Consider the following 13,840-nt stretch of genomic DNA (forward strand, 5'->3'; position numbering starts at 1 on the left):
GCATTAACCATTATCCGTGAGTACAACAACATCTTTACTTTGGAATCGTCAAATTTTAGTCCTGGGAAATACAGCATGCTTTCGCTGATCAAGAGCTTCTTGTTCGGTTGGCCAAGGAACGCCGTTACAAAAAGCAACTTTTAATCACTAATGATCGTAGCCTTAGTAAAGATGCCTGCAATCTAAATCTTCTTCAGTCATGTAAGGGAAAGAAAATTTCCGTATGCTACATGAATTATTATGGTCAGCTGAACCCTAGCAAGCTCGAAAGTGAATCTATTTCAGACATGGGTTCTACTCCGATCAATCCTATTCCTGTTCAAGAAGCTCTCTACACCGAGAAGGATGTATCAAGTTATACAAATAGCTCTATTCTTGGATATCTTGGAGTCGCTCTAGGTGCCTTTGCCCTTGGCATCGGATCATCACTATACGGCAAAAACATTATAGCTAATGTTAAATCATTATTATGAAAGGAAGTTATGTTATGACAAACCAAATTTTACTTACTCTTTCCCAGTCGCTCTCTGGCAAAAATGGTAGACTCTTGATTGGAGTGGGTGCCATTTCAGCCCTAACCATCTGTTCTATGCTGTTGGACAATGGATATTCCCTCGAAACCCCAAAAGCAGTATCCAAGCTCCAAACAATACCAATATCAGATCTATTACCTAAGCATAAAAAGATCAGAACATTGCCGGCGAATGTTCTGATCTTGCTACAAATCTTCTAACTTAGAAAGTACCCTAAGGTATTCTAAAGCTGCTTCTTTACATTTTGGGGTTTTAATACCCCTTAAAATATTGTCTCCTTCAATAATAAAGGAACTATCTTCTTTTCCAAATAGGATATAATCTGTAGTCATTTGGAACACATCTGCCAGTGCACTGACAGTCTCAGCATATAATCCCGACTTGCCGTTTTCAATCTCTGAGATCGATGACTTATTCTCAAAATTGACCATATGAGCCAACTGCTCTTGAGAGTAGCCATTCTTTTTTCTCAGATCTCAGATGCGCTGTCCAACGACATATGGATCATACTTATACGTCCTCTACGTCAGAATCTTCGTCAATAAGAGAATATTCCGCTCCACATGACGGGCATTCTACGTCCCAATCTCCATTGAGCCACATACCAATATGGCCACAACGCTTACACCGGATCTCGTCTTCATCTATCAGAGACATACTTTGTTCCTCCTTTCGATTGAATTGATCGATCTGAAAGAAGCTTAACTCATATATGCACCGCCTCCATCCCGGTGTTAAAATTGAAAAAGTGGGGGCTATCAATACTTATCGAAATACTCGGCCAGTAAAATCTTATGATACTTCGCATAGACCCTCTTTAAGTTCTTAGATATTTGGATCTCATCATATCCAGTAAAAGCAGATAGGATATCCTCATATATACATTTTTGTACTTTATTCTTCTTTATATATAAAGCTGCAAGTCCTACTTCCCTGAACAACCCTCGACTAATCTTTTCCCGGAGAAAAATAGTAGAACTTAATTCCTCATATAATGGTGTCTCAGGTTTATTAATGTGCCTTGCTATTGTATTTGCTGTTTGGATCTTTTCAGAAGAAATCTCATACTGAAGATCATCTTCGATAACTTCTCTATAAACCACTTTTGCATGTTGCAAATGTTCTGAACCAAGATCTCGTCCAGCAGTGAGCAATAAAATATCTATTAGATTTTGCATCTCTGCAAATCTCTTGTTGAAACGTTCTTCTTTTTCTTCTTTGCCTTCTAAGAATATTTTACGCAGCTCTTTTTTTGTAGGTACTTCATCAATACTCTTATAACTGTATTTACAGTCTTCTGGTACCTCCATTACATAACTTGGATCATTCATTTGTTGTTCCAACAATTCCTGAACATTCAGTTCTGTTGCAAATGAATTTCTTCTTGTCAGGAAGAATAAATATATAGCAAATGACCAAAGTATTTCCTGCTTTGAACCTTCTTTGAAATCAATCTTGCTTTCCTTAGCCTCTAAATATATATTCTCCAAAACCTTTTCTTTTTCTGCGTAATCGATTTTGTCTGACATCATAATGCAATAGTTTATTGTCTGCAGCAATAAACTCGCAAAAATGTCAATATATACATCAATCATATATATGCATTCTACAGGGTTGTATAATCCTGTATTCACCTTCTGATCATTATGTCTTGCTATTTCAGCCAGGTACACCTTCATATAATTATGATAGAGGTTATCGAAATCACCAAAATTTCTAATACGAAACCGAATATCCGCTGTAGCTTCATTTCTGTAATTTATAGATTCCTTTCTTGAATATCTATAATTGCAAATAAAGCTGGGGTCACCATTGCTCAATATACATCTATGATTAGCTTCATTCCTGATAAACAAATCGCTTATGAACTGATCCAGATATAAATCCGCATCCTTTTTACTAAGGTTATACAAAAGCTTCCTATTAGGGCTTTTCTGCTTTGATTCTTTACTTATAAAATATCTCTGTAAAACCGGTGTTTCTAATTCTAAGATTTCTATTAAAGATTCCAAGAATATTTTCTTTTCACCGATTGAAAACAGGGAAAAATCAAATTCATTTTCATCAATGGCATCAAGTGCCTTTAAGATACGTTCAACCCTATCATGCACATTCTTATTTTCACTTTTTGTCGATTGGGTTCGATTAATGATAACTGGTTCAATCGAATTAGCTATGAAATCAATTTCATCTGAAGATAATCCCATTTTTCAAACCTCCTATCTCTGAATTCCATATATTTATTATATCGGTTATGAATTTGCTAGTCTTCAACAAAAAGATCCACCAGTCATATAAACTGATGGACCTTATCTTGATCATCTTATTTTCGAAACTTCTCCAGGTATGCCTCAAACACATCACACTTAACCAGCGGAGGCATTCCTTCGATTCTATATACGGCACCGGCCTCATTCGCTAGACGCTGAAAAGCTGTCAACCCCATACTATATAACTCAGCTCCTTCGCTGTATCGAACCATCTTTTTGTTATTCTTCCTCATCGCTTGCCCTCCGATGTATAAAGCTATACTTCAAATCAATACATTCAACCGTTGAAAGAATTACGGATTTCTTGATGTTATAGATTTGTTTCTTGAAATTTGCTAAGTCCATGTGGAACTCTGTTGCTAGATCCTGAAGAGTCTCATCTTCCTTTAGTAAATACCTTAGGAACATTTCTTCCTCTTTCTTACCTAATGCATGGATAGCGTTTCGCATAATTGTGTAATCATCCTGCATATCTTGGATAATAAGTTTCTCTCTAATATGCTGATCTAGATTGTCCGTTCCTCTCAAAACAAGACGTAATTCACTTTCTGAGTGTGCCTCTTCAATTTCGATATTTGCGATTGCCTCATTCATCGTCGGATTACTCGTCCCGCTCTTTTGAACTCTTACCCCAAGATCACCTTTATCTGCTTCCTGGTTATAACGCTTCTCCGCCTTTATAATTATTTCCCAATTTGACTGATATCCTTCGACCATCTTCGGAAAACGCTCATAATTCTTAAGAATATACTTAGCCTTACATTCAGGATCAGACCTAGAGTAATAATGTAACTTTTTCACATAAGAATATTGTGCTTCAGCACCCATAAACAGCCTCCTTATCTGAGTTGTATGATTGCCAAAGCCGCGCGCCGCTTTGTTCTTACATGCTCTATTTTATGTATAATATCCGATTCTGTCGTTTCACATCTGCCAACTATAGCTACCAAAAGTTGGCGATTTGCCAACAATTGAAAAGGAGCCATGCATTTCTGCACGACTCCCTAATTGGCGTTGATTTCAATTTTCTACTTACGTTAATTCTTATTTCTATTCATTATTTCTTCTATTTCTGAATACGACTTTCTGTATTCACATTTCTTACATGTATCCGCTGTTGGTTCTTTAGCGGTACAAACTCCTTTTAATAGATAATCTGCCGATACGTCGAAGTACTCTGTAAGAGCAATTATCTTTTCTGCATCAGGAGACCTTTTACCAGTTTCCCAGTCAGATATTGTTGACTTGTTATCATACCCTAAATCCAAAGCCAAGTTCTCTTGTGAAAGATCTCTTGATTTCCTTAATTCCTCAATACGTAAACCGATGGCCTTCGCATGAGGTCTTTTGATCCCCGGTACCGTAGAACATCGCTGACTACTAATACCTAAATCCTTCTTATCTTGCTAATCTCACCGGAGGACAATTAACAAGCTGCGTCATTCCTACTGTTGAACTCTGTTTCTCACTTAACGAACTACATATAAAACAAAAACTAAGTGTCATCATAGGCTGCCCTCCTTTCCCCAACGAAAACATCCGCCGGTTCGACGCAAAAACAAGAAAGGGGGATTATATACTCCTTTTTTAACATAAATCTTTGTTGTAACTAGATCTATGCTTTCTTTCGTAAATCATTACTGATTCTCCGTCCCCTAGTAAAAAGTCAACGCCCCCTCTTTACGTCGGGTTTCTTCATTCCGCAAAGTTTACCTGCAATCTTTGCTCCTTAGGCTCCTGCAGGGAGTGTAATGGCATTCAACCATATAGTCCATTACCCCTTTCTCTCCGGTACACATGTCACCACCTGCCCGAAATGGCCTCGATCTTATACTGGCTCACCTAGAGGTACGGTTGATGAGTCATTTTGTTTCCCCGTACAGTCGCAATCTTTTCGGCAATAGGCGCTGCGATTCCATGCCCCTCACACAAAAGCCTTACTTGGATGCCTCTCTTGTGCAAGATGCCTGACTATTTGCATCCAATTATCATTATATTCCAAACAATTTCCCGAATCAACTTTTCTCAAAAGCCGCTAGAATCTGAATTTGTTTTATGGCAGCCTCCCTAAGTTTTTGACTTTTTATTCCTTTAAAAGCACTAATCAAAATTTCAATGTCACTGTCATCCATACTATCTCCGCTCAAAATATAATCAACGGTTGTATTAAGTTTCGAAGCTAATTCTACCAAAATATCGTGAGATGCCTCTCTTTTATCATTTTCATAGCTGCTTATGGTGGATTTGCTTTCAAGATTAAGCTCAAAGGCTAATTCTTCCTGTGTTAATCCTGCCTTTTTACGAAGATTCTTTATTCAAACTCTACCGTTCCCGGTGGCTTACTTGTGAGATCGTACATTACGCGGTTAACACCTTTAACCTCGTTTATGATACGGCTCATGACTTTCTGAAGTACTGCAAAAGGAATCTCTGAAGCTTCAGCTGTCATGAAGTCCACTGTCTCAACTGCACGAAGAACCACAGCATAGTCATATGTACGCTCATCTCCCATTACGCCTACCGAACGCATATTGGAAAGAGCTGCAAAGTACTGATCAGGAAGTTTCTCGAGCCCTGCGTTTGCAAGTTCTTCCCTGTAGATGAAGTCAGCGTCTTGAACTATTCTTACCTTCTCTGCTGTAACTTCACCAATAATTCTGATTCCAAGGCCGGGGCCGGGGAAAGGCTGACGGAAAACTAGATATTCAGGAAGACCAAGTTCAAGGCCCGCCTTACGCACTTCATCCTTAAACAGAGAGCGCAGTGGCTCGATTATCTCTTTGAAGTCAACATAATCCGGAAGTCCTCCAACATTGTGATGAGACTTGATAACAACGGACTCTCCGCCAAGTCCCGACTCAACGACATCAGGATAGATAGTTCCCTGTGCAAGGAAATCAACAGTTCCAATCTTTTTAGCTTCTTCCTCAAAAACTCTGATGAACTCTTCTCCGATTATTTTACGCTTACGTTCAGGCTCTTCTACGCCCTTTAACTTATCATAGTAGCGCTGTGCTGCATTTACTCTGATAAAGTTTATATCGAAATTACCATTTGGTCCAAAAACACTCTCGACCTCATCTCCCTCATTCTTACGAAGAAGACCATGATCTACAAATACACATGTGAGCTGTTTACCAATTGCTCTTGCAAGGAGCGCTGCCAGAACTGAAGAATCAACACCACCGGAAAGTGCCAGCAGTACTTTGCCATCGCCAACCTTATCACGGATTTCGCTGATGGTATTCTCAACAAAAGAATCCATTCTCCATGTTCCTGCTGTCTTACAGATATTTCTAACAAAATTGTGAAGTATCTCTTTACCCTTTACTGTATGAAGTACCTCGGGATGGAACTGAATCGCATAGAGTTTTTTCTCCTCGCATGCCGCTGCCGCAACAGGGCAATCGGATGTATGAGCAATTATTTCAAATCCGGGAGCGACCTTGCTGATATAGTCAAAATGGCTCATCCAAACTATTGTCTTCTCTTCTATGTCAGCAAAAAGAGAATTCTTAGCACCATCAATAAATGTTTCAGTCTTTCCATATTCACGAACAGGAGCCTTCTCAACCTTTCCGCCGAGAACATGCATCATAAGCTGCGCCCCGTAGCAAAGGCCCAAGACAGGAATTCCGAGTTCAAAAAGTTCTTTGGTATAAGTAGGTGCGCCTTCTTCATAACAGGAATTAGGGCCACCTGTTAAAATAATTCCCTTAGGGTTCATCGCCTTAATCTGTTCAATCGGTGTACGATATGAATAAATTTCACAATAAACATTACATTCTCTGACTCTTCTGGCAACAAGCTGATTGTATTGCCCACCAAAGTCAATTACTATTACCTTTTCTTCTGTAGCCATGTTTCCTCCATAAACAGAGTTAATAGTTGCGATATCAATACATCATCAGTAATCCACTACTGATACTGTCTATCCTCATATCATACGTCAGTTACTGATGCCATATAACCTTTAATCAGATATATCTTCTAACAGAAATTATTGATCTATATGTTGCACTGGTAATTTTTATTCCGGTTTTTTGGGTACTGGCGTGAACTATTTGTCCCCCACCAATATATATACCAACATGTCCACCATAGTATAACACATCACCCGGCTGAGCATTTTCATATGAAACCTCTGTTCCATATGAACCTTGTGCCCATGATGTTCTTGGAACCGATATTCCAAATGCCTGATAAACAGCCATTACAAACCCGGAACAGTCTGCTCCGTCAGTAAGGCTTGTTCCACCTGCTACATAGGGATTACCCACAAACTGGCATGCAAACTTTGCAATATTGGAGCCGGTTGCACTTCCTGCTGAAGCGTAACTTTTGGTAGAACCAGATGAATTATCTGAGTCATCATCATCATCGTCATCTGAATCTGATGATGTTGTATCTGTATACGTTGTTCCTGACGAAGTTGTCCCGGTACCGGTCGAATATCCGGAATCTTCATCATCTTCATTTTCAGCATTGGCAGCTTCTTCTGCGGCTCTTCTTGCTTCCTCTTCTGCCTTTAATGCTTCTTCTTTTGCTTTCTTGGTTTCCTGAACCTGTTTTTCTTTGGCTTCTATCTGTTTCTGAAGCGACGCTATACTTGACTGCTGACTCTTAACCTGCGCTGTATATACTGCAGCTTCCTGTTTAACCTTGGCAAGTTTAACTTCATAATCAGCATAAGTCGCCTTGTACTCAGCCAGAACTTCCTCCATGTACGCTTCTTCTTCTTCAAGCTCATACTTGGAAGTTTCAAGCTCCGCCTTTTCCTCCTCCAGCTGCTTGCCATAAGCTTCAGCTTTTTCTTTGGCTGAAACATACTCCGCAAGTTTTATTCTGTCATATTCATAAAGCTGTTCAACATATTGGGCCTTATTAAGCGCATCAGCATAGCTTGTTGCAGTTAAAAGAATCTGCACATACGACAGGTTTCCCTTTTCGTACATAAACTTAACTCGCTGAACCATCGCTTCATACAAGGTCTCTTCCTGCTTTTTGGCCTCATCATACTCTTGCTGGGTTATCTCGATCTGCTCTTGCGTCCTGTCAATGTCTTCCTTGATGAGCTCTATATCTGTCATGAGACCAACAATAACTGCATTGGTCTCATCAATGGCCTCTTTTGTTTCCCCTTTGGCTTCTGAGATACTGCCTATCTGACTGTTGGCATTGTTTAACTTGTTCTGACTGTCTTTTTGTTGTGACTGGAGTGATTTCTGCTGGGACTCCAGTGCTTTCTGTTCTTGTTCAAGCTTATTCTGTTTTTGCTGTAAATCAGTACTGGTGGTAGCCCATACAGGGTCTGCCACCAGTAAACTCATAACAAGAGACATAGCTATTACTACAAAAAAACTACTTTTTTTCATACCTATCCCCCTTGCTCCTAATTAAGATTTTACTTCAATATCATTATACAACAATATTGACTTATATATGTGTCCAACTCTCAAATGATCATCAGAGTTCACAGTTACCAACTGTTCTTGGGAATGACTCAACGTCACGAATGTTACCCATTCCTGTAAGATACATTACGCAACGCTCAAATCCAAGACCAAATCCTGCGTGACGAACACTACCGTACTTACGAAGATCAAGATAGAACTGATACTCGTCCTTCTTCATTCCAAGTTCATCCATACGGCTCTCAAGAAGCTGAAGATCATCCTCTCTCTGGCTTCCTCCAATGATCTCTCCGATTCCTGGAACAAGACAGTCAGCTGCTGCTACAGTCTTTCCATCTGGATTAAGTTTCATATAGAATGCCTTGATTTCCTTTGGATAATCAGTTACAAATACAGGCTTTTTGAAGATCTCTTCTGTAAGATATCTCTCATGCTCAGTCTGAAGGTCACATCCCCATGAAACCTTGTAATCAAACTTATCATTGTGCTTTTCCAAAAGCTCAATAGCTTCTGTATATGTAATACGGCCAAACTCGTTGTTTACTACGTTGTTAAGTCTATCGATAAGTCCCTTATCAATGAACTCGTTAAAGAATGCCATCTCTTCAGGGCAGTGCTCAAGAACATAGCTGATAACATACTTAAGCATTGCTTCTGCTGTATCACAGTCATCCTTAAGATCTGCAAAACACATCTCAGGCTCGATCATCCAGAACTCTGCGGCATGTCTTGTTGTGTTAGAATTCTCTGCACGGAATGTAGGTCCAAATGTGTAAACATTCTTAAATGCAAATGCATATGTCTCAACGTTAAGCTGTCCACTAACTGTAAGATTTACAGGCTTTCCGAAGAAGTCTTTTGAGTAATCAACTGCTCCATCTTCAGTCTTTGGAACGTTGTTTAGATCCATTGTTGTAACCTGGAACATTTCCCCTGCACCTTCACAGTCACTTCCTGTGATAAGTGGAGTGTGAACATATACGAAGTTTCTCTCCTGAAAGAAAGAGTGAATTGCATATGCGGCAACTGAACGAACTCTGAATACAGCTTCAAATGTGTTTGTTCTTGCTCTCAAATGAGGAATTGTTCTGAGGTACTCAAGAGTATGTCTCTTTGGCTGAAGAGGATAATCCGGAGTTGAAGGTCCCTCTATTTCAACTGAGTCTGCCTGCATCTCGAATGGCTGTTTTGCATTAGGAGTTGCAACAATACTACCAGTTACTATAACTGCTGCGCCTACATTGAGCTTGCTGATGTCTGCAAAGTTTGCAAGTCCGTCAGTATAAACAACCTGTAAAGGCTTGAAATATGTACCATCATTAAGCATGATGAAGCCGATAGTCTTTGAATCACGAATATTTCTGATCCATCCACCTACAGTAACTTTCTGTCCTGAATACTTTTCCTGCTGTTCAAACAGCGCTCTGATATCAACTAATTCCATGGCGTCCTCCAATCTATGAAAAAGGTAAATTATTCTCCTGCTGGCTCAACGACATTAGCATTTTCTACAAGGAAATCTAATACCTTCTCTGCCATCAAACCTTCTCTGTAAACTTCAGGGTCAATTGTTGCTTTGAAGTCTTCATATGAGCTGTAAGCTGTTGTTGATGCTGTATCGTAAGCATTCTTAAGATATGCATCTATATCATCATCTGTAACTTCAATTCCTTCAGCCTTTGCAACTGCTGCAAACATAACGAACTGCTGTGTAGAATTTGTTACCATTTCTTTTAAATAGTCATCTCCTGAAAGAGCTGAGCCTTCATTCTGGATCATCATATTGACTATATCACTTGATGTAAGCTGCTTTCCAACGTACATAGAATACATGCTTGCATAGTACTCAAGCTGTTCGTTCTGCTGCTTAAGATATCTGTTGTAGAGCTTCTCAGGAACTTCCTTAAACTCGCAATTTGACATAACTGCTGTAAGAACTTCGTTATCTACATTGTTATTGTAAGTATCCTTAGCGTCCTGTTCAAGTCCGCTTCTGATGTACTCTCTTAAATCTGCAAGATTTGTAACTGCTCTGTCTTCGTAGCCTTCACCGATGTTGCTGAAGTTAGCACCAAGACCTGCTGCCCACTCATCTGTCATCTCATCTGACTTTACAGAGATGCTGTTGATTGTAACTGTAAAAATAACATCCTTGCCGGCAAGATCTGTAGCACCGTAATCCTCTGGGAAAGTAAGGTTAAGATCTACCGTATCACCAATATTTGCTCCAACAAGTCCGCTCTCAAAACCATCAATATATGAATTGGATCCGATAACGAGATCTGCTCCCTGAGCTGTACCGCCATCAAAAGCTTCACCGCTGTCAGCATATTTACCTACATAATCGATATTTACTGTATCTCCATCCTGAACTGCTCTGTCTGTAACCTCAGTCATAGGCGGGTTGCTTGAAAAGATGCTGCTGAGCTGGCTCTCTACATCTTCATCTGTAACATTTGGTGCTGCAACTTCTACTGTAACACCCTTGTACTCGCCAAGAGTAACAAACTCTTCAGGGTTGATCTCGGCAAGTGTCATTGTCTCAAGGTTTTCAAGATTCTCTAAAGCTGAAATTGTAGGTGTTGTCTCTGCTGAGCTATCTGAAGCAGCACCTGCAGCCTCATCTGAACTAACAGAGCTGGTCTCTGATGCTGCATTTGTAGCTGTTTCTGTATTATTTTTTCCGGTGCAGGCTGTAAGTGATGCAACGACTAAAACTCCAGTCATTAATAACGCGATTTTGTTTCTCATTTCTAATTCTCCTCCAGTGAAATCGGTATAATTCCACCTTTCATAACATTTGTAAAAACAATATTTTTTATACTACCACACCTTACAAACAGATTAAAGTATTTTATTTGCTTATCTTCCTAAATAATGCTAAAATACAACTTGCTATATTTATATTTATTTTGGAGGATTATATTTTGAGTACAGGGGCTATTGTTGCTATTGTTATTTCAGTAATTCTGATTGCTGCCATCGTTGCACTTATCATTATCGGTAAGAAAGCTCAAAAGAAGCAGGCCGAACAACAGGTTCAGCTTGACGCTATGAAGCAGACAATCACTATGCTTATAATTGATAAAAAAAGAATGAAACTTAACGAATCAGGTCTTCCTCAGTCAGTTATCGAGCAGACACCTAAACTTCTTAGAAGATCCAAACTTCCAATCCTCAAGGTAAGAGTGGGAAACAGAGTTATGAGTCTTATCTGCGATGAAAAGATTTATGATCAGGTTCCTGTAAAAAAGGAAGTAAAAGCTTCCGTAAGTGGCATTTATGTTACAGAAGTTAAGGGACTTCACGGAAAAGTTCAGGCACCGGAAAAGAAGAAAAGCTTCTTCAAGAACCTTGTTGCCAAGGCGCAGGAAAAAGCCGGAGCAAAAATGGTTAAATAATTGCAAAAATAAAATGCTGGGACAGTTAAACTGTCTCAGCATTTTTTATTTCAATAATTATCATCGAATCTGACAAAACTTCTCCGCCCATCTCAAGTTCATACTCTGCCATGAGCTTCATTTCCTCTTCATGTCTGATATTTATAAAGTCAAAACTGGTAGTTACAACTTTCATCTGCATTGTGCCATATGGCGTCTCATATGCTGTGTCGTACTCAAGCTCTTTTCCAAAGGCAAGTCTGGAACTCATATCCCCTCCACGGGTAATTTCCATGCTGTTGCCATCAGATGCAATGCAGACTTTATTGTGAATACAAAGCTCTCCGCTTCCTGTATCCTGTTTTTCATCATATTCTATAACTTTACTGCCATCATCAAGAGTTTCATACATTCCTGAAGACGTTGTAACTATTTTTTCTGTGGGCTCACCCGGTCTTGAATGAATGCCGGTTACATTAACATCTACGTTTTTTCTCATATTCACCTCGCTTATTCCTCTGGTGTGAGCGGTCCGGATAAAAAGAGTTCCGGCGCAAGTCCGCTTTTCTCCACAGCATCTCTTGCTTTTTCTGCCTTTGACCTGTCATCAAAGATAGCAAAAACAGTAGGACCACTTCCTGTCATAAACGCTTTTATAGCACCATTTTCTTCAAGGATATTTTCAATTTTTCCGATTTCTTCATATCTTGATGCTGTTACCGGTTCAAGCACATTTCCAATAAGGCTACACATCTCATGAATATTGCCATTCTCAATTGCACTCTTAATACCGTCAATGTCCGGATGGCTTTCAATTTCTTTACTGTCAAGTTCTTTATATACCCAGCCTGTAGATACATCTATCGCCGGTTTTGCTATTACGATATCGCAATGAGGAAGATCTCTTACCTCAGTAAGTACCTCGCCAATTCCTTCAGCCAGCATGGTTCCTCCCATTATGCAATATGGAATGTCCGCACCAAGACTAACTGCCAGGTCACATAATTCTTTTTTACTAAGTCCCAGGTTCCATAGCCGGTTTAGTGCTATATAAGCTGCCGCTCCGTCTGTGCTTCCCCCCGCCATACCTGCGGCAACCGGAATTCTTTTTACCAGATTAATATTGGCACCTTTTTTTACATTAAATTTATCCTGAAGCTGCCTCGCAACTTTACAGATAAGGTTACTGTCATCAGTAGGTATCTTGGGCGATGACGCTGTTAAAACTATTTCTCCGGTCTCATTATCTTCAAAATCCAATGTATCGTATAAATCCACATTTTGCATTATCATCCGAACAATGTGGTAACCATCGGCTCTTTTGCCTGTTACATCCAGTCCAAGGTTGATTTTTGCGTATGCTTTGCGAGTTATTTTCATGTAAATCCGCTCCAAATCTATCTTTTCTACAATCTTCTCAAACATTTACCACAAACTCAAGAAAAAAAATTAAAAAAAAGACTAAAGTTTTTAAAAATAATGCCGATATGAGGAGTAGGTAAACTATAGTTTCGTTTTAGCGCGGTTTTTTTAGGGGCCTACGCGGAAAAGGAGTTCTATATGGGCGTAAACGGAGTTACCGAGGTTACTAACAACATCGCAACCACCTATGCTTCTACAGTCAATCCTTCATCTGTTGAAGAGAAGAAAAAAGACAATGAAGTAAAGGTGAAAGCTGAAGCCGCTGCCGTATACGAGAAGTCCGGTGAAGGAAGTGAACAGACTTCCAAAACAACTTCAAAAGATACGGACAGAACCCAGATCATTAGACAGATGCAGGCTGATGTAGAAGTCCGCAAACAACAGCTTTTGGACATTGTCCGGAAGATGATGGGCAAGCAGGCAAAAGCCTACGGCATAGCTAATTCTGACAATGATGAGGATTCTATGTGGAAATTCCTTGCAAAAGGAGATTTCACAGTTGATGCAGCGACAAAGGCGCAGGCACAGGCAGATGTCGCAGAGGATGGATATTGGGGTGTAAACAAGACCTCCGAAAGAATCCTTGATTTTGCCAAGACTCTGGCTGGAGACGACCCTGATAAACTCGAAAAGATGAGAGAAGCTTTCGAGAAGGGGTATGCACAGGCTGAAAATACCTGGGGCGGAGAGCTTCCGGAAATATCAAAACAGACCTATGCTGCTGTCATGAAAGGGTTCGACGAACTCACCGGTAAAACAGACAGTGAGTAAGGACTAAAAGTTGCTAGTAATCGAAAAGGAAGAGCTAAACCGGCTCTTCC

15 protein-coding genes and 1 pseudogene are annotated in these 13,840 nt (G+C 39.8%); 3 read left to right on the top strand and 13 right to left on the bottom strand.

The features are described 5' to 3' along the window. The first annotated feature begins 230 nt into the window (after nt 1–230). Nucleotides 231–473 (top strand): hypothetical protein, encoded by a 243-nt coding sequence (locus J6O61_RS04405; RefSeq protein WP_292210082.1) that lies wholly within the window; start codon nt 231–233, stop codon nt 471–473. Nucleotides 474–718: 245 nt separating this feature from the next. Here J6O61_RS04405 and J6O61_RS04410 read toward each other — a convergent pair whose 3' ends face one another. The 11 genes and pseudogenes from J6O61_RS04410 to tig form a co-directional block, all read right to left on the bottom strand. Beyond that, nucleotides 719–1,006, bottom strand: coding sequence for a helix-turn-helix domain-containing protein (locus J6O61_RS04410; RefSeq protein WP_292210197.1), 288 nt, complete (start codon nt 1,004–1,006; stop codon nt 719–721). A gap of 37 nt (nt 1,007–1,043) precedes the next feature. After that, nucleotides 1,044–1,190 (bottom strand): hypothetical protein, encoded by a 147-nt coding sequence (locus tag J6O61_RS04415; RefSeq protein ID WP_292210085.1) that lies wholly within the window; start codon nt 1,188–1,190, stop codon nt 1,044–1,046. A 101-nt stretch (nt 1,191–1,291) separates the two neighbouring features. Continuing rightward, entirely contained in the window at nt 1,292–2,740 is a 1,449-nt protein-coding gene (locus J6O61_RS04420) for a hypothetical protein (RefSeq protein ID WP_292210088.1), read from the bottom strand. Between the two features lie 116 nt (nt 2,741–2,856). Further along, nucleotides 2,857–3,036 (bottom strand): DUF6462 family protein, encoded by a 180-nt coding sequence (locus tag J6O61_RS04425; protein WP_292210090.1) that lies wholly within the window; start codon nt 3,034–3,036, stop codon nt 2,857–2,859. Continuing rightward, nucleotides 3,023–3,631, bottom strand: a complete 609-nt coding sequence (locus J6O61_RS04430; RefSeq protein WP_292210092.1) for a hypothetical protein — start codon at nt 3,629–3,631, stop codon at nt 3,023–3,025. Before J6O61_RS04430 ends, J6O61_RS04425 begins: the two co-directional genes overlap by 14 nt. Before the next feature lie 209 nt (nt 3,632–3,840). Further along, entirely contained in the window at nt 3,841–4,188 is a 348-nt protein-coding gene (locus J6O61_RS04435) for a helix-turn-helix domain-containing protein (protein ID WP_330613724.1), read from the bottom strand. A gap of 783 nt (nt 4,189–4,971) precedes the next feature. After that, a pseudogene (locus J6O61_RS19700) lies at nt 4,972–5,118 on the bottom strand (helix-turn-helix domain-containing protein); the annotation flags it as partial. Continuing rightward, a complete protein-coding gene (guaA, locus tag J6O61_RS04440) occupies nt 5,115–6,665 on the bottom strand; it encodes a glutamine-hydrolyzing GMP synthase (RefSeq protein WP_292210093.1) in 1,551 nt (516 codons plus the stop codon). The gene guaA and the pseudogene J6O61_RS19700, both read right to left, overlap by 4 nt. A 115-nt stretch (nt 6,666–6,780) precedes the next feature. Beyond that, a complete protein-coding gene (locus tag J6O61_RS04445; protein ID WP_292210097.1) occupies nt 6,781–8,178 on the bottom strand; it encodes a C40 family peptidase in 1,398 nt (465 codons plus the stop codon). A 91-nt stretch (nt 8,179–8,269) separates the two neighbouring features. Then, entirely contained in the window at nt 8,270–9,661 is a 1,392-nt protein-coding gene (gene asnS, locus J6O61_RS04450) for an asparagine--tRNA ligase (protein WP_292210098.1), read from the bottom strand. Nucleotides 9,662–9,690: 29 nt separating this feature from the next. Beyond that, nucleotides 9,691–10,968 (bottom strand): trigger factor, encoded by a 1,278-nt coding sequence (tig, locus tag J6O61_RS04455; RefSeq protein ID WP_292210099.1) that lies wholly within the window; start codon nt 10,966–10,968, stop codon nt 9,691–9,693. 176 nt (nt 10,969–11,144) lie between these two features. Between tig and J6O61_RS04460 the strand changes: the two genes are divergently transcribed. Further along, nucleotides 11,145–11,618 carry a hypothetical protein gene (locus J6O61_RS04460; RefSeq protein ID WP_292210101.1) on the top strand — a complete coding sequence of 158 codons (474 nt, stop codon included), beginning with the start codon at nt 11,145–11,147 and terminating at the stop codon, nt 11,616–11,618. Nucleotides 11,619–11,643: 25 nt separating this feature from the next. On the opposite strand, the gene J6O61_RS04465 is transcribed toward J6O61_RS04460, so the two are convergent. After that, nucleotides 11,644–12,096: a DUF1934 domain-containing protein gene (locus tag J6O61_RS04465; protein ID WP_292210103.1), complete on the bottom strand. Its 453-nt coding sequence runs from the start codon at nt 12,094–12,096 to the stop codon at nt 11,644–11,646. Nucleotides 12,097–12,107: 11 nt separating this feature from the next. Beyond that, on the bottom strand, nt 12,108–12,977 hold the full coding sequence (gene ispE / locus J6O61_RS04470; protein ID WP_292210105.1) for a 4-(cytidine 5'-diphospho)-2-C-methyl-D-erythritol kinase: 870 nt from the start codon (nt 12,975–12,977) through the stop codon (nt 12,108–12,110). A 180-nt stretch (nt 12,978–13,157) separates the two neighbouring features. Here ispE and J6O61_RS04475 point away from each other — a divergent pair, with 180 nt between their 5' ends. Then, nucleotides 13,158–13,790, top strand: coding sequence for a hypothetical protein (locus J6O61_RS04475; protein ID WP_292210107.1), 633 nt, complete (start codon nt 13,158–13,160; stop codon nt 13,788–13,790). The last annotated feature ends 50 nt before the right edge of the window (nt 13,791–13,840 follow it).

This window comes from Butyrivibrio sp., assembly GCF_017635265.1.
GTDB lineage: Bacteria > Bacillota > Clostridia > Lachnospirales > Lachnospiraceae > Butyrivibrio.